The 20,356-nt window shown below is 63.3% G+C and carries 16 protein-coding genes, 1 tRNA gene and 2 rRNA genes; 6 read left to right on the top strand and 13 right to left on the bottom strand.

Annotation, left to right across the window (positions count from 1 at the left end):
* Window positions 1-5 precede the first annotated feature (5 nt).
* The 7 genes from trkA to ACNH6H_RS13995 all read right to left on the bottom strand — a co-directional run bounded on the left by trkA (window position 6) and on the right by ACNH6H_RS13995 (window position 8,830).
* On the bottom strand, window positions 6-1,409 hold the full coding sequence (trkA, locus tag ACNH6H_RS14025) for a Trk system potassium transporter TrkA (RefSeq protein WP_418318489.1): 1,404 nt from the start codon (window positions 1,407-1,409) through the stop codon (window positions 6-8).
* Between the two features lie 103 nt (window positions 1,410-1,512).
* Entirely contained in the window at window positions 1,513-2,643 is a 1,131-nt protein-coding gene (locus tag ACNH6H_RS14020; RefSeq protein WP_418318488.1) for an acyl-CoA dehydrogenase family protein, read from the bottom strand.
* Between the two features lie 28 nt (window positions 2,644-2,671).
* Window positions 2,672-3,337, bottom strand: coding sequence for an SDR family oxidoreductase (locus ACNH6H_RS14015; protein WP_418318487.1), 666 nt, complete (start codon window positions 3,335-3,337; stop codon window positions 2,672-2,674).
* Window positions 3,338-3,392: 55 nt separating this feature from the next.
* Window positions 3,393-4,586 carry an acetyl-CoA C-acyltransferase gene (locus tag ACNH6H_RS14010; protein ID WP_418318486.1) on the bottom strand — a complete coding sequence of 398 codons (1,194 nt, stop codon included), beginning with the start codon at window positions 4,584-4,586 and terminating at the stop codon, window positions 3,393-3,395.
* A 51-nt stretch (window positions 4,587-4,637) separates the two neighbouring features.
* Window positions 4,638-6,398 carry a bifunctional isocitrate dehydrogenase kinase/phosphatase gene (aceK, locus tag ACNH6H_RS14005; RefSeq protein WP_418318485.1) on the bottom strand — a complete coding sequence of 587 codons (1,761 nt, stop codon included), beginning with the start codon at window positions 6,396-6,398 and terminating at the stop codon, window positions 4,638-4,640.
* 11 nt (window positions 6,399-6,409) lie between these two features.
* Entirely contained in the window at window positions 6,410-7,081 is a 672-nt protein-coding gene (gene can, locus ACNH6H_RS14000) for a carbonate dehydratase (protein WP_418318483.1), read from the bottom strand.
* 63 nt (window positions 7,082-7,144) lie between these two features.
* On the bottom strand, window positions 7,145-8,830 hold the full coding sequence (locus tag ACNH6H_RS13995; protein WP_418318482.1) for an MBL fold metallo-hydrolase: 1,686 nt from the start codon (window positions 8,828-8,830) through the stop codon (window positions 7,145-7,147).
* A gap of 94 nt (window positions 8,831-8,924) precedes the next feature.
* On the opposite strand from ACNH6H_RS13995, the gene ACNH6H_RS13990 reads away from it, so the two are divergent.
* The gene (locus ACNH6H_RS13990) at window positions 8,925-10,433 is read left to right on the top strand and encodes an AMP nucleosidase (RefSeq protein ID WP_418318481.1); all 1,509 of its coding nucleotides are present in this window, start codon (window positions 8,925-8,927) and stop codon (window positions 10,431-10,433) included.
* Window positions 10,434-10,442: 9 nt separating this feature from the next.
* Here the strand turns inward: ACNH6H_RS13990 and purT are convergent, their stop codons facing one another.
* A complete protein-coding gene (purT, locus tag ACNH6H_RS13985; protein ID WP_418318480.1) occupies window positions 10,443-11,651 on the bottom strand; it encodes a formate-dependent phosphoribosylglycinamide formyltransferase in 1,209 nt (402 codons plus the stop codon).
* Between the two features lie 117 nt (window positions 11,652-11,768).
* Between purT and ACNH6H_RS13980 the strand changes: the two genes are divergently transcribed.
* The 3 genes from ACNH6H_RS13980 to ACNH6H_RS13970 all read left to right on the top strand — a co-directional run bounded on the left by ACNH6H_RS13980 (window position 11,769) and on the right by ACNH6H_RS13970 (window position 13,110).
* Window positions 11,769-12,353 carry a hypothetical protein gene (locus ACNH6H_RS13980; RefSeq protein WP_418318479.1) on the top strand — a complete coding sequence of 195 codons (585 nt, stop codon included), beginning with the start codon at window positions 11,769-11,771 and terminating at the stop codon, window positions 12,351-12,353.
* A gap of 254 nt (window positions 12,354-12,607) precedes the next feature.
* Window positions 12,608-12,769: a hypothetical protein gene (locus ACNH6H_RS13975; RefSeq protein WP_418318477.1), complete on the top strand. Its 162-nt coding sequence runs from the start codon at window positions 12,608-12,610 to the stop codon at window positions 12,767-12,769.
* A 74-nt stretch (window positions 12,770-12,843) separates the two neighbouring features.
* Window positions 12,844-13,110, top strand: coding sequence for a hypothetical protein (locus ACNH6H_RS13970; protein ID WP_418318476.1), 267 nt, complete (start codon window positions 12,844-12,846; stop codon window positions 13,108-13,110).
* Between the two features lie 4 nt (window positions 13,111-13,114).
* Here the strand turns inward: ACNH6H_RS13970 and ACNH6H_RS13965 are convergent, their stop codons facing one another.
* The gene (locus ACNH6H_RS13965) at window positions 13,115-13,978 is read right to left on the bottom strand and encodes an aldo/keto reductase (protein ID WP_418318475.1); all 864 of its coding nucleotides are present in this window, start codon (window positions 13,976-13,978) and stop codon (window positions 13,115-13,117) included.
* A 158-nt stretch (window positions 13,979-14,136) separates the two neighbouring features.
* Here ACNH6H_RS13965 and ACNH6H_RS13960 point away from each other — a divergent pair, with 158 nt between their 5' ends.
* Window positions 14,137-14,943, top strand: a complete 807-nt coding sequence (locus ACNH6H_RS13960) for an HDOD domain-containing protein (RefSeq protein WP_418318473.1) — start codon at window positions 14,137-14,139, stop codon at window positions 14,941-14,943.
* 24 nt (window positions 14,944-14,967) lie between these two features.
* On the opposite strand, the gene ACNH6H_RS13955 is transcribed toward ACNH6H_RS13960, so the two are convergent.
* Window positions 14,968-15,933: an esterase/lipase family protein gene (locus ACNH6H_RS13955; protein WP_418318472.1), complete on the bottom strand. Its 966-nt coding sequence runs from the start codon at window positions 15,931-15,933 to the stop codon at window positions 14,968-14,970.
* Between ACNH6H_RS13955 and ACNH6H_RS13950 the strand changes: the two genes are divergently transcribed.
* Entirely contained in the window at window positions 15,881-16,744 is an 864-nt protein-coding gene (locus tag ACNH6H_RS13950; RefSeq protein WP_418318471.1) for an FFLEELY motif protein, read from the top strand. The genes ACNH6H_RS13955 and ACNH6H_RS13950 overlap by 53 nt on opposite strands.
* Window positions 16,745-16,795: 51 nt before the next feature.
* On the opposite strand, the gene rrf is transcribed toward ACNH6H_RS13950, so the two are convergent.
* The 3 genes from rrf to ACNH6H_RS13935 form a co-directional block, all read right to left on the bottom strand.
* A 5S ribosomal RNA gene (gene rrf / locus ACNH6H_RS13945) occupies window positions 16,796-16,908 on the bottom strand.
* Between the two features lie 168 nt (window positions 16,909-17,076).
* Window positions 17,077-19,958, bottom strand: a 23S ribosomal RNA gene (locus ACNH6H_RS13940).
* A 322-nt stretch (window positions 19,959-20,280) separates the two neighbouring features.
* Window positions 20,281-20,356, bottom strand: a tRNA-Ala gene (locus ACNH6H_RS13935).

Raw genomic sequence — 20,356 nt, 5'->3', positions numbered from 1 at the left:
GGTTCTCAGAAGAAGATCGCGCTGACCTGGAACAGCTTCTCGACCTCGCGCACCATGCGCTTGCGCGGGAGGAAAACGATCACGTGATCGTTGCTCTGGATCACCGTGTCGTGGTGGGGAATGATGACCTGGGTATCGTCGCCCTCGCCACGCACCAGCGCGCCGATCTGCGTGCCGGGCGGCAATGGAATCTCGTCGATGCGGCGGCCGACCACCTTCGATGTCTTGCGGTCGCCGCGGGCCACCGCCTCGAGCGCCTCGGCAGCACCGCGGCGCAGGCTGTAGACCGCCTCGACGTCGCCGCGCCGAACGAAAGCCAGCAGTTCGCCGATCACCGTATGCGCCGGCGACAACGCGATGTCGATCTGGCTGCCCTGCACCAGGTCGGCATAGGCACTGCGGTTGATCAGCGCCAGCACCCGTCGCGCGCCCATCCGCTTTGCCAGCAGGCAGGCCATGATGTTGTCTTCATCGTCGCTGGTCAGCCCCATGAAGAGGTCGCACTCGGAGACATTCTCGACCTGCAGCAGGTCCTCGTCGGTCGAGTCGCCGTTCAGCACCAGCACATGGCCGGGCAGCTGCGAGGTCAGGTATTCGCAGCGCGCCGCCTCGGCCTCGATGATCTTGACCCGGCAATCCTTCTTCAGCTGCCGCGCCAGGCGCAGGCCGACCCGGCCGCCGCCGGCGATGATGACCCGGCGCACCGGCTGGTCGCGCAGCCGCAGCGCATCGAGCACCTGGCGGATCCAGCTGGTCGCGGCCAGCACGAAGACCTCGTCGCCGGGTTCGATGCGGGTGCTGCCGTTGCAGATCACCTGCTGGTCGACGCCGAGTTCGTCGGTGCGGTAGATCGCAACGAAACGCATCTCGACCTCCGGCACCAGCGTCGGCAGCTCGGAGATCACGTGGCCGACCATCGGGCCGCCGGTGATCGCCCGGACCGCGATCAGGCTGACCTTGCCGCCGGCAAACTCGAGCACCTGCAGCGCTTCCGGATAGTTGATCAGCTTGCGGATATAGGTCGTCAGCGATTCTTCCGGACAGATCACCTGATCGACCGCGAAGCCCGATTTGCCCATCAGCTCGCTGCCATTCGGAAATTCCTCCGAACGCACCCGGGCGATCCGCGTCGTGATGTTGAACACATCGTGGGCGATCTTGCAGCACACCAGATTGGTCTCGTCGTTCGGTGCGCAGGCGATCAGCATGTCGGCATCCTCGGCGCCGGCTTCGCGCAGCACCGACGGCTGGATGCCATTGCCGGCGACACCACGCAGATCGAAGCGCTCCTGCAGCGCGACCAGCCGGCGCGGGTCGGTATCGATCACCGTGATGTCGTTGCGTTCGGAGACCAGGCTTTCGGCGACACTTTCGCCGACCCGGCCCGCTCCGAGGATGATGATGTTCATGCGGCGATTCTGCCCGCGTGGCGGCGTGCCGGCGCAGCCCTCGGCCGCTCAGGCGTTGCGCGCACGCAGCGCAGACAAACCCTGCCGGGCAGCCGGGCGCGGCTCACGCGAGCGCTCGCCCGATCAGGATCTTCTGCACGTCGCTGGTGCCTTCGTAGATCTGGCAGACGCGCACGTCGCGGTAGATCCGTTCGACCGGAAAGTCGCTCACATACCCATAGCCGCCGTGGATCTGGATCGCTGCGCTGCAGACGGCCTCGGCCGCTTCGCTGGCGAACAGCTTGGCCATCGCCGCTTCCTTCAGGCACGGCTGGCCCGCGTCCTTCAGCGACGCTGCATGGTGTATCAACTGGCGCGCGGCCTCGATCCGGGTGGCCATCTCGGCGAGCCTGAACTGCACCGCCTGATGCTGGAAGATCGGCTGGCCGAAACTTTCGCGCTGCTTCGCATAGTCGAGCGCCGCCTCGAATGCTGCGCGCGCCATGCCGACGCTTTGCGCGGCGATGCCGATGCGCCCGCCCTCCAAACCGGACAGCGCGATCTTCAGCCCCTGACCCTCGTCGCCGAGCCGGTTTTCGGCCGGAATGCGGCAGTCCTCGAACAGGATCTGCGCGGTATCGCTGGCATGCTGGCCCATCTTCTCTTCCAGCCGCGCGACCGTATAACCTGGCGTCGAGGTCGGGACTACAAATGCGCTGATGCCCTTCTTGCCGGCGGTCTTGTCGGTCAGCGCCATCACGATCGCGACGTCGGCATTCTTGCCGCTGGTGACGAACTGCTTGACGCCGTTCAGCACATAGTGGTCGCCATCGCGCACCGCGCTGGTCTTCAGGCCGTCGGCCTGTGATCCGACATGCGGCTCGGTCAGGCAGAACGCGCCGAGCATCTCGCCGCGCGCCAGCGGCACCAGCCATCGCTGCTGCTGCTCCGGGCTGGCCCAGGCCATCAGGATCGAGCAGACCGGGCAGTTGTTGACGCTGACGATCGTTGAGGTCGCGCCGTCGCCGGCGGCAATTTCCTCGATGATCAGCGCCAGGCTCAGGTAGTCGAGGCCGGCCCCGCCGAGTTCGGCCGGCACCGCGACACCGTAGCAACCCAGTTCGGCCAGGCCGCGCAGCTCGTCGGCCGGGAAGTGGTGGTCCTTGTCCCAGCGGGCCGCCGCCGGCTTGATGTGGTCCTGCACATAGCTGCGGATCGCATCCTGGATCGCGCGCTGGTCCTCGTTGAGCATCATCTGGGCTGGCCTCCGGAGACGCGGCGGGTCACCAGTCGATCGCCGCACCGTCGTGGTTGATGAAACGCCCATTGTCGCGCGCCGTCAACGAGGCGATCAGCCGGCGCATGTCGGCGACGCTGTCTGCGACCGCCAGATCGGCGCCACCGCCGCCCATGTCGGTGCGCACCCAGCCGGGATGCAGGCTGACGCAGACCGCCCGGCCCGACCATTCGGTGGCAAGGTCCTTCAGCACCGAATTGAGCGCCGTCTTCGACGCCCGGTACAGCCAGCCGGCATTCGACGAGCGCGGGCCGATCGCGCCCATCCGCGACGAAATCACCGCAATCCGTGTCTCGCCCGACAACATGTCGGCCAGCTGCGGCAGCACGCGCATCGCGCCGAGCACATTGGTGTGCATCACCGCATCGAAATCGGCCTCGGTCGGCGGCTCGAGCCCGCGGCTGCGTGGACCATAGATCCCGGGGCAGTAGACGATCGTGTCGAAACGCTCGCCATCGAGCTGCCAGGCCAGCCGGGCGACACTCTCGGCGCGCGTGACGTCGAGCGTCAGCGCACGGGCGCCCTGCCGCTTCAACGCAGCGAGGTCGGCCTCGCTGCGCGCGGTGGCGCAGACGACAGCGCCGTCGGCCAGGTACTGCGCGACGAATTCGTGGCCGAGGCCGCGCGATGCGCCGATGACGAAAACCTTCATGCGGATGCGGGCGCGACAGCGCCCGCGATCACGGCCGGCGGCCGGGCAGCCGCGTTCACACCATCTCGATCGCCAGCGCGGTCGCCTCGCCGCCGCCGATGCACAAGGCCGCCAGGCCCTTCTTCAGACCGCGCTGGCGCAACGCGCCGAGCAGCGTGACGACGATCCGCGCACCGCTGGCGCCGATCGGGTGGCCGAGTGCACAGGCACCGCCGTGCACATTGACGATATCGTGCGGCAGCTTGTACTCGCTCATCGCCGCCATCGTGACCGCAGCAAAGGCCTCGTTGACTTCCCACAGATCGACATCCTGCGCACGCCAGCCGGCCTTGCGCAGCATCTTGTCGATCGCACCGATCGGCGCGGTCGCGAACAGATTCGGCGCCTGCGCATGGACGACGTGACCGAGGATGCGCGCCAGCGGCGTGCAGCCGTATTTCTTCGCGGTCGACTCGCGCATCAGCACCAGCGCGGCGGCGCCGTCGGAAATGCTCGAGGAGGTGGCCGCGGTGATCTTGCCTTCCTTCAGAAATGCCGCCTTCAGGCCCGCGATCTTGTCGAGCCTGGCCTTGAACGGCTGCTCGTCGAACTTGACCAGCGTCTCGCCGCCCTTGCCGGCGACTGCGACCGGCGCGATCTCCCAGTCGAAGCTGCCGTCTTCATTGGCCTTCTTGCTGCGTTCGGTCGACGCGATCGCAAACTGGTCCATCGCCTCGCGGCTGAACTGGTATTTGGAGACACATTCCTCGGCAAAGACACCCATCGCCTTGCCAGCGCCGCTCGGCAGACGCTCATAGGCATCTTCGAGGCCGTCGAGTGCCATGTGGTCGTAGAAACCGGTCGCGCCATATTTGACGCCCTTGCGGATCTGGCTCAGGTGCGGCGCATTGGTCATGCTCTCCATGCCGCCGGCAACAATGACATCGGCGCTGCCGCAAGACAGCATGTCGTGACCGAACATCATCGCGCGCATGCCCGATCCGCACATCTTCGACAAGGTCACCGCACCGGCCGACTGCGGCAGCCCGGCGCCGAGTGCCGCCTGGCGCGCCGGCGCCTGGCCCTGGCCGGCCATCAGGCAGTTGCCCATCAGCACCTCGTTGACCGCATCCCCCGGAATGCCGGCGCGCTCGACCGCGGCCTTGATCGCGACCGCGCCGAGCTTGTGCGCGGGCAGCGACGAAAAGTCGCCGAGCAGGCCGCCGATCGGCGTGCGGGCGGCGGAAACGATGACGATGGGATCGGACATGGGACCTCCTGAAGATTCGCGGCCGATCAGTACCGGCCGGGTGCGATCGGCTCAGGCCGATCGGTTGCAGAAACGCCTCGCCGCGTCGTAGGGGAAGACATCGTGCACATGGCCGGCGAGGATTCGATCCTTGTGACTTTGCCAGAAAGCAGCGTCGAGCAGGTCGGCATGGTATTTCAGGAACACCTCGCGGACTGCCGGATTGCCGAGCAGAAACGGCGCAAACGTCTCCGGAAAGACATCCTTCGGCCCGACGCTGTACCAGATGTCGCCGGACATCTCCTCTTCCTCGTTGCGCGGTTCCGGCACGCGGCGGAAATTGCAGTCGGTCAGGTATTCGATTTCGTCGTAGTCGTAGAAGACGATCTTGCCGTTGCGGGTGACACCGAAATTTTTCCACAACATGTCGCCGGGAAAGATATTGGCCGCAACCAGATCCTTGATCGCATTGCCATATTCGATCACCGCGGCGGCCAACTGCTCCGGGCTTGCCTCCTGCAGATAGATGTTCAGCGGGATCATCCGCCGCTCGATATAAACGTGGCGGATCATCAGGTTGTCGCCCTCTTCCTCGAGCAGGCTGCCGCAATACTGCTTCAGCTCGGCGATCAACTGCTCCTCGAATCGTTTGCGCGGAAAGCCGACATTGCTGTATTCCTGGGTATCGGCCATCCGGCCGACCCGGTCGTGCTGCTTGACGAGCAGATATTTGCCCATGATCTTCTCGCGCGTCGTCTCCTTCTGCAGCGGGAAATGGTCCTTGATCAGCTTGAAGACATAAGGAAAACTCGGCAGGTCGAAGACCAGCATCACCATGCCGCGAATACCCGGCGAGATCCGGAAATGGTCACTGCTGTGACGCAGGTGGAACAGGAAATCGCGGTAGAACAGGTTCTTGCCCTGCTTGTGCAGGCCCAGCGCGTTGTAGATCTCGCTGCGCGGCTTGCGCGGCATCATCGAGCGCAGAAACTGCACATAGGCCGACGGCACTTCCATCTCGACCATGAAATAGGCGCGCGCAAAGCTGAACAGCATCTGCAGCTCGTCTTCGCTGAACAGTGCGGTATCGATGATCAGCCGGCCGCTGTCGTTGTACAGGATCGGCAACGCAAACGGCGTTTCGCGAAAACCGTTGATGATCTTGCCGACGACATAAGCGCCCTTGTTGCGGAAAAACAGGCTCGACAGCACCTGGATCTGGAAATTCGCGCGCAGCCTGAACTCGCCCATCTGATGGCCGACCGCCTGCAACACGAGGTCGATGTCGCGGCCGAGATCGTCGAACTCGACCGCAAGGTCGAATTTGCAGATGATCGCGAGCCAGGTTTCGCGCAGGCTGTCGAGCGTCGGGTAATAGGCGTAGAAGGTCGGCAGCGCGCCCGGCTCCTCGTTCTCGATATATTCGGTCGAAACCGCCGGCCAGACGAAGATGAAATCGTTGTTGAAATAGCTGCGGTGCAGGATCTTCGTCGTCACCGAGTTGAAAAAGGTTTCGGCGAGTTCGGGCTGGTGGTGGTTGATCAGCAGCCCGATGTAATGCAGCTTGATCTGCTGCCAGACATCCATCGACAACTGGCCGACCTCGAAGGTGTCCTGCAGCGCCTGCGCCGCCTCCTCGACCCGCCGGTCGTAGAACTCGATGCGCTCGCGCTGGCCGCGTTGCTGCGCGGCCCAGTCGGCGGTCTCGAACAGCCTTTTTGCGCCGGCGCTGGCGGCACGGAACAGCCGGTAGTGGCGGTTGAAGCCTTCGAGCATCGCCTGCGCGATGTCGTAGGCGCGCGGGTCGGTCAGCTTGGGCGGGAAGCCGGCCATTGCATCAATGTTCAGCCCGTCGGCGCTGCGGCATAACGCGCCTTCACGCGCTCGAGCGCACGCTCTCGGGCCGCGTCGATGGCTTCCGGGCCGTCGACCGTCAGCCCCAGGTCCTCGAGCAGGCCGTTGCTCAGCTTGTAGAACCAGCCGTGAACGACCAGGGGCTGCTGACGCGCCCAGGCATCCTGCACGATCGTCGTGCGGCAGACATTGGTCGCCTGCTCGATCACATTCAGTTCGCACAAGGCATCGACCCGGTGCGCCGGATCGACGCCGTCCAGCCACTGCTGATGCTGCCGCCGCACCTCCTGCACATGGCGCAGCCAGTTGTCGGCCAGACCGATCCGCACATCGTTCAATGCCGCGTTGACGCCGCCGCAACCGGAGTGGCCGACGACGATGATGTGGCGCACCTTCAGCATGTCGGTCGCAAACTGGATCACCGACAGCGCATTCAGATCCGACTGCACGACGACATTGGCGACATTGCGGTGGACGAACAGTTCGCCCGGCAGCAGATCGACCAGTTCGTTGGCCGGCACGCGGCTGTCGGCACAGCCTATCCACAAATATTGCGGCGTCTGCTGCTTCAGCAGCCGCTGGAAAAAGCCGGGCTCGCGCTGCTCGGTGGCGTCGGCCCAGCGGCGGTTGTTGGCGAACAGGTCCTGAAGGTCGTCGATCATGGCCGTGTTGCAGTGCATCAATCAGTCGTCAGTGTACGCAGATCGAGCGCCTGCGCACACAGCTCAGTCGACAACCGCCCAGCGCGTATCGACCCGCCGGCAGCGGCCATCGTGTTCGAGTTTCAGCAAATGCGCGGTCAGCGAGCGCATCGCCATCGCATGCAGCCGTTGCGGCACGTCCGAATAAACCCGGGCCAGCAGCACCTCACCGGTTGCCGGGCCGAGTGCGGCGACCGCATCGTAGACCTTGGCCTCGCGTTTCAGCCGGTGCTCGATGATGGCCTGCATCGCCGCGCGCGGCTTGTCCATCAGAAAACCGTGGCCAGGCGCAATCCACTCGAGATCGAGTTCATCGACCAGCCGGCGCAGCGAGGCGACATAGGCGGCCATGTCGCCGTCCGGCGGGTTGATCACGACGGTCGAACTCTGCATCACGTGGTCGCCGGTCAGCAGCGTCTTTTCCTCTTCGAGCAGATAACAGAGGTGGTTCGACGCATGCCCGGGCGTGTGGATCACCGTCAGCGTCGTCGCGCCAGCGCCCGAGCCGATCACGAAACGTTCGCCGCCGTGCAGTGCGACATCTGGCGTGAAGTCGCGATCCTGCCATTGCGGATGGTCGGCAATGCGGCCGTGCACGATGGCACCGGTCCGCTCGCGCAGCAGTGCCGTCGCCGGCGAATGGTCCATGTGGGTGTGGGTCACGAAAATGAAACGGATCGGTCCCGGCGCGGCGGCCAGCACCGCATCGACATGGGCCGCGTCGGCCGGCCCCGGATCGATCACCGCCCAGTCGCCACCCGACGCATCGCCGGCCGCCGCACCGACCAGATAGGTGTTGGTGCCGGGCCCGGTCATCATGCTGCCGTTGTTCGCGGTGACGCGGATCAGCCGTTCGGAAAGGCGGACCGCCCGGCCCGGCACCAGTTCACACCAGGCGTTGCCGCTGCGTTGCGGGTCCAGCCGCGCCACCTCGGCATAGGCCGGCTCGTCCGGCGTGACCGGCCGCTGGCCGCGGCTGTCGACGCCGAGGCACGGCAGGATCATCTCGATCTCGCGCGGCTGTCGGGCCCAGGCAAGCAGCGAATCGAGTGTCGGATGGCTGGCCAGCAGGCGCAAGGTGTGCAGCGTCGGCGTCAGCATCCGCAGCGCCTCGCCACGGGCCAGTGCCTCGGCCGGCGTGATCCACACGTGGTCGATCGTTTCCGATCCGTCGTGGACGACGGTCTGCTCCGACGGCGCGACGGCAAGAAAAAACCGGGTATCGAAGCGTTTCGGCCGGCCAACCGGCGTCAGCCAGTGGCTCAGGTAGGCGAAGTCGGCAAGCGCCAGCCGCAGCCCGGTGGTTTTGCAGAAGTCGCCGAGCGCCGCCTCGCCGCGCTGCAATGCGCTGCGCCACGGCGCAAGCACGTCGGCCGGCGGCAGCGGTGTCGTGGCCATCAGCAAACCCGATTCCTCGAAACACTCGCGCGCCGCGGCGAGGTAGAAATCGAGCCCGCCTGACGGCAGCTTGAGCCGCTGGCTGGCCGCCGCATCGTCGAGTCCGTCGGCATGTTCGTGCGCCTCGCGATCGCGCGGATCGGTCAGGCCGCCGGGAAAAACCCAGGCGCCGCTGTTCTGGTCGCCACGTTCGGCACGCCGCAGCAGCAGCACTTCGGTGTTGCCGGCAGTGCCGGCCCGAACCACGACGACGGTGGCCGACTGGCGCGGTGGCCGCTGCTCGGCGGAGACGGGTGTGGAGGAAATGGTCATCGCGATCTCGGTGATGGCGGGCCGCTGCCGGCAACGGTGCCGGTGCATGGCCCTGTCCAGAAGCGCGAGAATGGAGCTTGCTTACAGGAATCCCATGCTTTCGAAATTCCCTGCCGCCCCGAGTTACCTCGCACCTGCCATTTTCGACGATCCCGACGCCGCGCTCGCGCAGGTGCAGACGATCTACCAGAACAGCATCGGCCATTTGCGCGAGGCGCTGCGCGCCTTCGTCAGCGGTGAGGCGCTGCACCAGCCGGTGCGCGCCTGTTATCCGTTCGTCCGCGTCCATACCTCGACCGTTGCCCGCGCCGATTCGCGGCTGAGCTACGGCTTTGTTGCCGGACGCGGGACGTTCGAGACCACGCTGACCCGGCCCGATCTGTTTGCCACCTATTACCGCGAGCAGTTCAGGCTGCTGCTCGCCAACCACCAGGTGCCGCTGGAGATCGGCACCAGCAGCCAGCCGATCCCGGTGCATTTTTCGCTCGCCGAGCACGACCACCTCGAAGGTTCGCTCGATGCGGCGCGGCGCATCCAGATGCGCGATCTGTTCGACCTGCCGAACCTGTCGGCGATGGACGACGGCATCGCGAATGGCACCCACGACCCGGGCCCCGGCGAGCCGCAGCCGCTGTCGCTGTTCACCGCACCGCGGGTCGACTATTCGCTGCATCGGTTGCGCCACTACACCGGCACCGCGCCTGAACATTTCCAGAATTTCGTGTTGTTCACGAACTACCAGTTCTATATCGACGAATTTGTCAGGCTTGGCCACGAGGCGATCGCGGCCGGCAGCGACAGCGGCTACGACGCCTTCATCGAACCGGGCAATGTCGTCAGCCGGCCGGCCGGCGCCGCGGCGCAGCCGGGCGACGACCTCGGCGTGGCGCCGCCGCGGCTGCCGCAGATGCCGGCCTACCACCTGACACGCGCCGACGGCAGCGGCATCACGATGGTCAATATCGGCGTCGGGCCGGCCAATGCGAAGACGATCACCGACCACATCGCGGTGCTGCGGCCGCATGCCTGGATCATGCTCGGCCACTGCGCCGGGCTGCGCAACACCCAGGCGCTTGGCGACTATGTGCTGGCGCACGGTTATGTGCGCGAGGATCATGTGCTCGACGAGGACCTGCCGCTGTGGGTGCCGATCCCGGCGCTGGCCGAGATCCAGGTGGCGCTGGAGACCGCGGTGGAGGATGTGACGCAGCTGAAGGGCTACGAACTGAAACGCATCCTGCGTACTGGAACGGTCGCCAGCACCGACAACCGCAACTGGGAACTGGCGCCGTTCGGCCCGCTGACCAGCAATCCGGAGCGCCGTTTCAGCCAGAGCCGGGCGGTCGCGCTCGACATGGAAAGCGCAACGATCGCCGCCAACGGCTTCCGTTTCCGCGTGCCCTACGGCACGCTGCTGTGCGTCAGCGACAAGCCGCTGCACGGCGAGATCAAGCTGCCGGGCATGGCCAACCAGTTCTACCGCGAGCGCGTCGAGCAGCACCTGCGGATCGGCCTGCGCGCATTCGAACTGCTGCGCGAAGCTGGCACGGGCCAGCTGCACAGCCGCAAGCTGCGCAGTTTTGCCGAGGTCGCTTTCCAGTAGCGACGGTTTTCAGTCGGCCGGGCGCGCGACGACACACGCCGCCGCCTGCCGCGCACGGCTGCGTGCAGTATCGACATCGTCGTGGTGGGCGAGCGCCACGCCCATCCTGCGCTTGACAAAACTTTCCGGCTTGCCGAACAGGCGCAGGTCGGTCTGCGGCACCTGCAGCGCCTTGGCGACGCCGTCGAACACGACGCCGCGGCTGTCGACGCCGCCGTAGATCACTGCGCTGGCGCCGGGCGTCTTCAGGCTGGTGTCGACCGGCAGCCCGAGGATCGCCCGTGCATGCAGCTCGAACTCGTTCTGCCACTGGGTCGCCATCGTGACCATGCCGGTATCGTGCGGGCGCGGGCTGACCTCGCTGAACCAGACCTCGTCGCCCTTGACGAACAGTTCGACGCCGAACAGCCCCTGGCCCCCGAGGTCGGCCGTCACCGCGGCGGCGATCTCGCGGGCCCGCGCCAATGCTGCCGCGCTCATCGGCTGCGGCTGCCAGCTTTCGACATAGTCTCCGGACTGCTGCAGATGGCCGATCGGTTCGCAGAACGATGTCTGCACCCGGCCATCGGCATCGAGTGCGCGGACTGTCAGCAGGGTGATCTCGTAGTCGAAATCGATCATCCCCTCGACGATGATCCGGCCATGGCTGACGCGGCCGCCGGCCATCGCATGTTGCCAGGCTGCGGCGACCTGGTCTGCCGAGTCGATGCGGCTCTGGCCCTTGCCGGAGCTGCTCATCACCGGCTTGACGAAACACGGATAGCCGATACCGCCGTCGATCGCCTGCTGCAGCGCCTGCAGCGAGTCGCAGAAGACATACGGACTGGTCGGCAGGCCGAGTGTCTCGGCGGCCAGCCGGCGGATGCCTTCGCGGTCCATCGTCAGCCGCGCGGCGCGCGCGGTCGGGATCACGCGGACGACGCCGCTGGCCTCGAGTTCCTCGAGCATCGGCGTCGCCAGCGCCTCGATTTCGGGCACCACCAGGGCGGGACGCTCGGCCTCGATCAGCGCCTTCAGCTGGGCCGGATCACTCATCGTGATCGTTCGCGCATGGTGCGCGACCTGCTGGCCCGGTGCATTGTCGTAGCGGTCGACGGCAATCGTCTCGACGCCCAGGCGCTGCAGCGCAATCAGCACCTCCTTGCCGAGTTCACCGCTGCCGAGCAGCATCACTCGGGTTGCACGGGGCGAAAGCGGGGTTCCTAGGCTGGTGGTCATGGCAACGGCGGGCGCACTCAGGCTGCGCGGCATCGAAAAACCCCGATTGTGCCCAGCCGCAGTCGGGTGATCCGGCGACGAGATATCGCCGGATCAACGAAGCTTTATCATTGCGGCATGAATCCTGGCGCCATCGATGTTGCCCAAGTCCGGCTGGACAATGCGCTGCTGCTGTTCGACGAATTTGTCCACGCCACCGTCAAGCATCCCGATGCCGCGACGCTGCGCGGCCTGGAGCGCCGGTTCGCCGAACAGCTCGATATCCAGCCGAGCTACTGGAGCCAGATCAAGGGACGGTCGCGGCAGATCGGCGAACGGCTGGCGCGGCAGTTCGAGCAGCGTTGCCGCAAGCCGCGCGGCTGGATGGATCAGCTGCACGGCGCCGGAACCGACTCGGCCGCGCCCGCCGCGCCGCATGGCAGTCCGGCAACCGCATCCGGCCAGAGAGCCGGCGACGACTCGCGCAACGACAACCTGCCGCAGGATGACGACGAACGATTCATCGTCGGCCTGGTGCTGACCTATTACCGCCGCCACCCGCAGCGCGCAAAGACCCGCTTGCTCGACCTGCTCGGCGAAGTGCTGACGCCAGCCACCGCGCCGCCAGCGCCGCGCAGCGCACCCGCAGCACCGGCCGACAACGCCGACGAACTGTGGGCGAGGACCCGGGCGGGTGTCGCGCCGCTGAAAAACAAGCGCTGAGCAGCGACCGCTGGGCGCGTCGCTTCGGGGTGATGGCGCGACGCCACGCCAGCTGTCGTATTTCGGCTGCAACAATTTGAGCAAATTTGCTTGCGCAAGATAATTTAATCTTTATCATTTGCGCAATCGACGCCGAACGGTTCCGCCGTCGATCCGACCTCCGGGACATGTGGGTGCAGTCGAAACATCGCATCCCGCCATCGCCGGCACCAGTGTGTTCAGGTCGTGTTCCGAACCGGTTAACGGAGCAAACCATGAAGCTGAGCATCACTGTGCCCCGACGCCCGCCGCGCAATCCGCTGGTCGTGCCAGCCCGTTCGCGTGCCGCAGGCGCCCATCGAAGCCACCTCGACAGCCAACGCCAACGCGGAAAACGCGAACTGCGTCGACTGATCGAGCAGACCCGCCAGGCCTGACAAGGCCGAGCGGCCGTCGTCCCAGATCCGAAACCCATGCATTCCGGGGCCGGAATGCGCAAAGAAAGACAACAATGGACCGCATCAAACCCTTGGGCTGGCCAAGTGCCGAAGCCCCGCATCATCCGCCGCGCCACGCGCGCCTCGTTGCCGCATGGGCTTTGCGCGCTGCCAGCGTGATGCTCGACAAGCTCGCGCAACGGCTCGCTGCGGCAGACGAATCATCGGCCAGCAAGCACCACCTGCAGATCGAGTTCCATGCCGAGAGCGGCGCACCGGAAGGCGCGTTGTATGTCGACGGCAGGCTGGTCGGCTGGCTGGACGGCGTGCGCCGGCTGTGAACGATCAGATCATCGCCAACGGCCGTTTGCGTGCCGGCGGCGGGAAGATCCGATCGAGTTCGTCGAGGTCGCTGCGCGACAACTTCAGCTCGGCCGCGGCCAGGTTGTCGCGCAGGTGCTGCCGCTGTACCGCTTTCGGAATCGCAACCACGTCCGGCTGCGCAAGCACCCATGCCAGCGCCAGCTGGGCGGCCGTGACGCCCAGGCGTTCCGCGATCGGCATCAGCCGATCCGACGACGCCAGCGCGCCCTGGTCGATCGGACTGTAGGCCATTGCGCCAATGCCGCGCTCGCGCATCCACGGCAGCAGGCTGAATGCCGGGCCGCGTTCGGCCAGCGAAAAATAGATCTGGTTGGTGGCGCACCCGCGGCCGCCGGGCAATGACAGCAGCTCGGCCATGTCGGAAGTGTCGAAATTGCTGACTCCCCAACGGCGAATCAGGCCATCGGCGCGCAATCGCTCGAAGCCTTCGATTGTTTCGGCGAGCGGGTGGTCACCACGCCAGTGCAGCAGGTACAGGTCCAGATGCTCGACCTGCATCCGCTCGAGACTGCGCCGACAAGCGTCGACCACCCCGCGACGGCTCGCATTGTGCGGATAGACCTTGCTGACCAGGACCATCTCGTCGCGGTCGACGACGCGCTCGGCAATGGCACCGCCGAGCGCCTCGCCGACCACCGATTCGGCACCGCCTTCGCCATACATCTCGGCGGTGTCGATCAACCGGTAACCCAGTTCGATCGCCAGCCTGACCGCCGCGCACTCGGCGCCGCGCTGGCTGGCGCGCTCCCCGATGCGCCAGGTGCCAAGACCGAGGCGCGGCATGACTGCCGGTTCCGAGGTGCCCTTGTTCGAGGTGGTGCTCATCATGGACTCCAGTTGATCAGGCTGCGTGCGCGACGGTGCGCACTACAGCGCCGCGGCGGAATGCCGATATCGCAGCATAGCGATCTCCCTCTCGTTTGCAGCGTCCGCCGATGTCGTCTCTTGCCCTTCCTGCCGCTGGAACAAAACTGGACCGGCCCTTGCCGGACCTGCAGGCGTGGACGGCATGGTTTGCCGCAGCGCAGATTCCGGTGCGCTCGGATACCGCCGAGGCAATCGAGGCATTGCGTGAGAACGAGGATGCGGTTGATGCCAATCTGCTCGGCGAACTGATCGCCACCGACCCGCTGATGACGCTGAAGCTGATGGCGCATGCATCGGCACGCCGCAGCGCACGCCAGCTCACCGACCCGGAAACCGTCACCGCCGCACTGGTGATGATGGGCATCTCGCCGTTTTTCCGTGATTTCCGCGAGCAGGCGCTGGCCGAGGATCACCTGGCAGGCAACCCGCTGGCGCTGGCCGGACTGCAGGAAGTTGTCAGCCGCGGCCGCCGCGCAGCGGACTTTGCGCTGGCGTTTGCTGTCCACCGGCTTGACGACGACACGCCGGTCATCCACCAGGCCGCATTGCTGCACGACTTTGCAGAAATGCTGCTGTGGGTTCACGCGCCGACGCTTGCATTGCGGATGCAGGCCGAGCGCGATGCCCATCCTTGCCGGCGGTCGGCCGACATCCAGCGTGAACTGTTGAATGTCGAGCTCGGCGAACTTCAGCAATCCCTGATGCGGCACTGGCGGCTGCCGGAATTGCTGATCCGCGTCAGCGACGACAAACATGCCGACCATCCGAGCATACGCACGGTGTTGCTCGCCGTTCGCGTCGCGCGGCACAGCGCGCGCTCGTGGGACAACCCGGCGCTGCCTGACGACATCGCGGAACTGTCCGATCTGCTGCAGCTGTCGCCAGCGGCAGTTTCCGATCTGTTGGCCGATATCGAGCGCTGACGCGCTGCGCGTCGCGGTCGTCGTCTACTTCAGGCCAGCGGAGCCGGCGACCGGGCCGGCTTCAGGTGTCCGCTCGTCACGCGCCGACGCATCGCGCACCAGCCAGCGCATGACCTCCTCGAACGCTCTCGGGTGGTCGACCATCTGTACATGTGCACAGGCCGCGATGTGAACGGCCTCTGCATTCGGCAGCACCGCGGCGCTGGCCGGGAAGACGATGTTGTCGCAGTTGCTGAACAGGCAGGTAAACCTCGGCATCGCGACCGATGACTCGTATTTGGCCAGTCCGCCGAGCCACGGCCCGGTCGGCAACATCTGCCGCGAATTCGAACTGAAGCCGAAACGGGCAAGTGCGGTGCCCGCATGCGGCGACCCCAGCGTGATCACATGGTGGACGCTGGTGGCTGCCATCGCCTTGCGGGTGCGCAACCACGCCCGAGTCGCCAGGCCACCCATGCTGTGGGCAACGATTACCGGAGCCAATCCAGTGCGTTGCTGCATCGCGACGACGGCTGCTTCCAGGTGGTCGGCATAGTCATCGATCTGACCGAAGACCGGTTCGAGATTGACTGCGATGTAGGGGATGCCGCGCGCCGCGAGTTTCGGATACCAGCCGTTCCACAAGCCGCGGTTGCAGACGAAGCCATGAGCCAGCACGAGGCCGCGCTGGCCAGGCGCGCCATCGAGGCAGTCCGGGATTGCGGTGGAGCGGAAGGGCTGCCGCCAGCAAAACACCTTCGCTGCGCTGACCACTTCGCCAACCCACGCGGACGCCAGTTCGGAAAGACTGGCTGCACCCTGCGGGTCGGTTCGATTGGCTGCCTGCATCAGCCCAAATTCGATGCCCAGCACCACCGCATAGCCGAACAGGATCAGCAACGCGCCGCCGATCCCGAGATAGGGTCGATTCGTCGCGAGGCCGAACAAGGCCCATGCGATGGCTGCGCTGATCAGCCCGATCGTCGTCAGTTGTTGCAGTCTGGCAAGCACGACGTACAGTGTAGTGAAGAGAAAGTTGCGCCGGCCCACCAACCACGAGGAGCCAATTTGCCCGTCATGCAGCGAGTCGCCAGCCATGTCCGCCAGCCGCAGCAGCGCTGACCAGATCCTGGCGCATCTGCACCGGGTCGAACAGGAGCGCCACCAGCGTGCGCACGAACCCACGCTCGGCGCCCGCGTGCGTGACGTCAAGAGTTACCAGCACCAACGTTTTGCGCGTTCGCATTCGGCACTGCTCGAGAGCCCTCGCTACTGCGAGGCCTCGACTTTTTTTCTCGAGCACTTGTATGGCCCCGAGGATTTCAGCAACCGCGACGATCAATTTGCACGGGTTGTTCCGGCAATGGTCAAACTGTTTCCCGCAGATGTAATTGATACCGTGGCGGCGCTTGCCGAATTGCACGCGATCTCCGAGCACCTCGACACGCGGATGGCGACCCACATCAGCGAAGACGCTCCACTCGATCGCGCGGCCTACGTGCGGGCCTGGCAGGCAACCGGCGAAGCGAATTTGCGGCGGCGCCAGATCGACCTGAGCGTCGACATCGGCAAACGCCTCGACCGGCTGACCCGCAACCCATTGATCCGGCACAGCCTGCGCATGATGCGCGGCCCGGCCAAGGCCGCTGGCCTCAGCGAACTGCAGAAATTTCTCGAAGCCGGTTTCGAGGCGTTCCGTGCCATGCGCGGCGCCAATGATTTCCTCGAGCGCATCGACCAGCAGGAACGTCGACTTGCCGACGAACTCGATGCCGCCGAGCCGCCGTTTCAATCGGACACGCTGATCGAAATGTTGCCCTGAAAAACGAAAAAACCCCCGAACCAGCAATGGATCGGGGGTATTCGATTAATAGCCTGACGATGACCTACTTTCACACGGGAATCCGCACTATCATCGGCGCTAAGGCGTTTCACTGTCCTGTTCGGGATGGGAAGGAGTGGTACCACCTTGCTATGGTCATCAGGCATAACTGGTTGCTGCCGCGCCGCTGTGAGGCGAGCGTTGCAGCCAATTCATAGAGTCTGTATCAGATTTTGATTGCGTCGCCGATTCTTGAAGATTCGGATAACGTGTTGTACCCGGTCTTTGACGGCTGTCGGCGGTGAAGCCGATCAGTCTTAAGTCAAAGTTATAGGGTCAAGCCTCACGAGCAATTAGTACCGGTTAGCTTAACGTATTACTACGCTTCCACACCCGGCCTATCAACGTCCTGGTCTCGAACGACTCTTCAGGGGGCTCAAGGCCCCGGCAAGACTTATCTTGAGACGAGTTTCCCGCTTAGATGCTTTCAGCGGTTATCTCTTCCGCACATAGCTACTCGGCAATGCCACTGGCGTGACAACCGATACACCAGAGGTGCGTCCACTCCGGTCCTCTCGTACTAGGAGCAGGCTCTCTCAATCTTGCAGCGCCCACGGAAGATAGGGACCAAACTGTCTCACGACGTTTTAAACCCAGCTCACGTACCTCTTTAAATGGCGAACAGCCATACCCTTGGGACCGGCTACAGCCCCAGGATGAGATGAGCCGACATCGAGGTGCCAAACACCGCCGTCGATATGAACTCTTGGGCGGTATCAGCCTGTTATCCCCAGAGTACCTTTTATCCGTTGAGCGATGGCCCTTCCATACAGAACCACCGGATCACTTTGTCCTACTTTCGTACCTGCTCGACTTGTCAGTCTCGCAGTCAAGCACGCTTATGCCAATGCACTATCAACACGATTTCCGACCGTATTTAGCGTACCTTCGAACTCCTCCGTTACGCTTTGGGAGGAGACCGCCCCAGTCAAACTGCCCACCATACACTGTCCCCAACCCGGATAACGGGCCAAGGTTAGAACCTCAAACACACCAGGGTGGTATTTCAAGGTTGGCTCCACGACACCTAGCGGCACCGCTTCAAAGCCTCCCACCTATCCTACACAGATCTGTTCAAAGTCCAATGTAAAGCTACAGTAAAGGTTCATGGGGTCTTTCCGTCTTTCCGCGGGGAGATTGCATCATCACAAACATTTCAACTTCGCTGAGTCTCTGGAGGAGACAGTGTGGCCATCGTTACGCCATTCGTGCAGGTCGGAACTTACCCGACAAGGAATTTCGCTACCTTAGGACCGTTATAGTTACGGCCGCCGTTTACTGGGACTTCAGTCAAGAGCTTGCACCCCATCATTTAATCTTCCAGCACCGGGCAGGCGTCACACCCTATACGTCGACTTTCGTCTTTGCAGAGTGCTGTGTTTTTAATAAACAGTCGCAGCCACCGATTCTCTGCGGCCTCATTTAGCTCCCCAAGTAAATGGTTCACTGACTAAAGGCACACCTTCTTCCGAAGTTACGGTGTCAATTTGCCGAGTTCCTTCTCCAGAGTTCTCTCAAGCGCCTTAGAATACTCATCTCGCGCACCAGTGTCGGTTTGCGGTACGGTCGTGTGTAGCTGAAGCTTAGTGGCTTTTCCTGGAAGCAGGGTATTACTCACTTCAGCGGCAAGCCGCCTCGTTATCACGCCTCATCTAAACCCTCCGGATTTGCCTAAAGGGTATGACTACACGCTTGAACCGGGACATCCAACACCCGGCTGAGCTAACCTTCTCCGTCCCCACATCGCACTACACATCGGTACAGGAATATTGACCTGTTTCCCATCAGCTACGCATCTCTGCCTCGCCTTAGGGGCCGACTCACCCTACGCCGATGAACGTTGCGTAGGAAACCTTGCGCTTTCGGCGAGGGGGCTTTTCACCCCCTTTAACGCTACTCATGTCAGCATTCGCACTTCTGATACCTCCAGCAGCCTTCACAAGCCACCTTCACAGGCGTACAGAACGCTCTCCTACCACGTACGCTTGCGCGCACATCCGCAGCTTCGGTAACTGGCTTAGCCCCGTTACATCTTCCGCGCAGGACGACTCGATCAGTGAGCTATTACGCTTTCTTTAAATGATGGCTGCTTCTAAGCCAACATCCTGACTGTTTTAGCCTTCCCACTTCGTTTCCCACTTAGCCAATTTTGGGGACCTTAGCTGGCGGTCTGGGTTGTTTCCCTCTTGTGTCCGGACGTTAGCACCCGGTGCACTGTCTCCCAAGCTGTACTCATCGGTATTCGGAGTTTGCAATGGTTTGGTAAGTCGCCATGACCCCCTAGCCATAACAGTGCTCTACCCCCGACGGTAATACTTGAGGCACTACCTAAATAGTTTTCGGAGAGAACCAGCTATTTCCAAGTTTGTTTAGCCTTTCACCCCTATCCACAGCTCATCCGCTAGTTTTGCAACACTAGTCGGTTCGGACCTCCAGTACCTGTTACGGCACCTTCATCCTGGCCATGGATAGATCACTTGGTTTCGGGTCTACACCCAGCGACTGAACGCCCTATTCGGACTCGATTTCTCTACGGCTTCCCTATTCGGTTAACCTTGCCACTGAATGTAAGTCGCTGACCCATTATACAAAAGGTACGCCGTCACCCGTTTCCAGGCTCCGACTGTTTGTATGCATGCGGTTTCAGGATCTATTTCACTCCCCTCCCGGGGTTCTTTTCGCCTTTCCCTCACGGTACTGGTTCACTATCGGTCGATTACGAGTATTTAGCCTTGGAGGATGGTCCCCCCATATTCAGACAGGATTACACGTGTCCCGCCCTACTTGTCGCACGCCTAGTTCCACACCCTACATTTTTCATACGGGGCTATCACCCACTATGGCCGGACTTTCCATTCCGCTTTGATATGAGAGGTGCTAAAACGTGCAAGGCTGTTCCGATTTCGCTCGCCACTACTTTCGGAATCTCGGTTGATGTCTTTTCCTCGAGCTACTGAGATGTTTCAGTTCACCCGGTTCGCCACGCATGGCTATGTATTCACCATGCGTTACCTCTTGCGAGGTGGGTTTCCCCATTCGGAAATCTCCGGATCAAAGCTAATTTGCCAGCTCCCCGAAGCTTATCGCAGGCTATCACGTCCTTCGTCGCCTGTAATCGCCAAGGCATCCACCACATGCACTTAGTCACTTGACCCTATAACTTTGACGCCTCACCCGACTAAGGTTGTCGAGGCATCCATCAAGGACTATCTATTGAGTATTACGCGTTATGCCGAATCTTCATTTCATCTTCTCTTGCGAGAAGTTGATTCATCTGTTGACGCAATCAAAAATTTCGTTGCCGACGGCACGGTGCATCAAGGCTCGCGCCCCAATACTTTCCGTCAGCAACGCTGATTCAGACTCTACGAATTGTTAAAGAACGACAGCCGACTCTTGCGAGTCGCTGATGCAAATGGCCCCGAGCGAATCGGAGCCTGCTTGCATCAGCAACCTGAAGATGCGTGTGATGTGAATGGTGGAGGATGACGGGATCGAACCGACGACCCCCTGCTTGCAAAGCAGGTGCTCTCCCAGCTGAGCTAATCCCCC

Origin of the sequence: Pseudideonella sakaiensis (assembly GCF_048320135.1) — a bacterium.
In the GTDB taxonomy this organism is placed as follows: Bacteria; Pseudomonadota; Gammaproteobacteria; order Burkholderiales; family Burkholderiaceae_C; genus Ideonella_A; species Ideonella_A sakaiensis_A.
Note: the sequence above shows the minus strand (reverse complement) of the source record. Positions and strands in the feature narration are given on the sequence as shown.

What these genes read in the sequence shown, in the direction of transcription:
- trkA (WP_418318489.1), bottom strand. Translation starts at nt 1,409, where the DNA reads ATGAACATCATCATCCTCGGAGCGGGCCGGGTCGGCGAAAGTGTCGCC.
- ACNH6H_RS14020 (WP_418318488.1), bottom strand. Translation starts at nt 2,643, where the DNA reads ATGATGCTCAACGAGGACCAGCGCGCGATCCAGGATGCGATCCGCAGC.
- ACNH6H_RS14015 (WP_418318487.1), bottom strand. Translation starts at nt 3,337, where the DNA reads ATGAAGGTTTTCGTCATCGGCGCATCGCGCGGCCTCGGCCACGAATTC.
- ACNH6H_RS14010 (WP_418318486.1), bottom strand. Translation starts at nt 4,586, where the DNA reads ATGTCCGATCCCATCGTCATCGTTTCCGCCGCCCGCACGCCGATCGGC.
- aceK (WP_418318485.1), bottom strand. Translation starts at nt 6,398, where the DNA reads ATGGCCGGCTTCCCGCCCAAGCTGACCGACCCGCGCGCCTACGACATC.
- can (WP_418318483.1), bottom strand. Translation starts at nt 7,081, where the DNA reads ATGATCGACGACCTTCAGGACCTGTTCGCCAACAACCGCCGCTGGGCC.
- ACNH6H_RS13995 (WP_418318482.1), bottom strand. Translation starts at nt 8,830, where the DNA reads ATGACCATTTCCTCCACACCCGTCTCCGCCGAGCAGCGGCCACCGCGC.
- ACNH6H_RS13990 (WP_418318481.1), top strand. Translation starts at nt 8,925, where the DNA reads ATGCTTTCGAAATTCCCTGCCGCCCCGAGTTACCTCGCACCTGCCATT.
- purT (WP_418318480.1), bottom strand. Translation starts at nt 11,651, where the DNA reads ATGACCACCAGCCTAGGAACCCCGCTTTCGCCCCGTGCAACCCGAGTG.
- ACNH6H_RS13980 (WP_418318479.1), top strand. Translation starts at nt 11,769, where the DNA reads ATGAATCCTGGCGCCATCGATGTTGCCCAAGTCCGGCTGGACAATGCG.
- ACNH6H_RS13975 (WP_418318477.1), top strand. Translation starts at nt 12,608, where the DNA reads ATGAAGCTGAGCATCACTGTGCCCCGACGCCCGCCGCGCAATCCGCTG.
- ACNH6H_RS13970 (WP_418318476.1), top strand. Translation starts at nt 12,844, where the DNA reads ATGGACCGCATCAAACCCTTGGGCTGGCCAAGTGCCGAAGCCCCGCAT.
- ACNH6H_RS13965 (WP_418318475.1), bottom strand. Translation starts at nt 13,978, where the DNA reads ATGAGCACCACCTCGAACAAGGGCACCTCGGAACCGGCAGTCATGCCG.
- ACNH6H_RS13950 (WP_418318471.1), top strand. Translation starts at nt 15,881, where the DNA reads ATGGCTGCGCTGATCAGCCCGATCGTCGTCAGTTGTTGCAGTCTGGCA.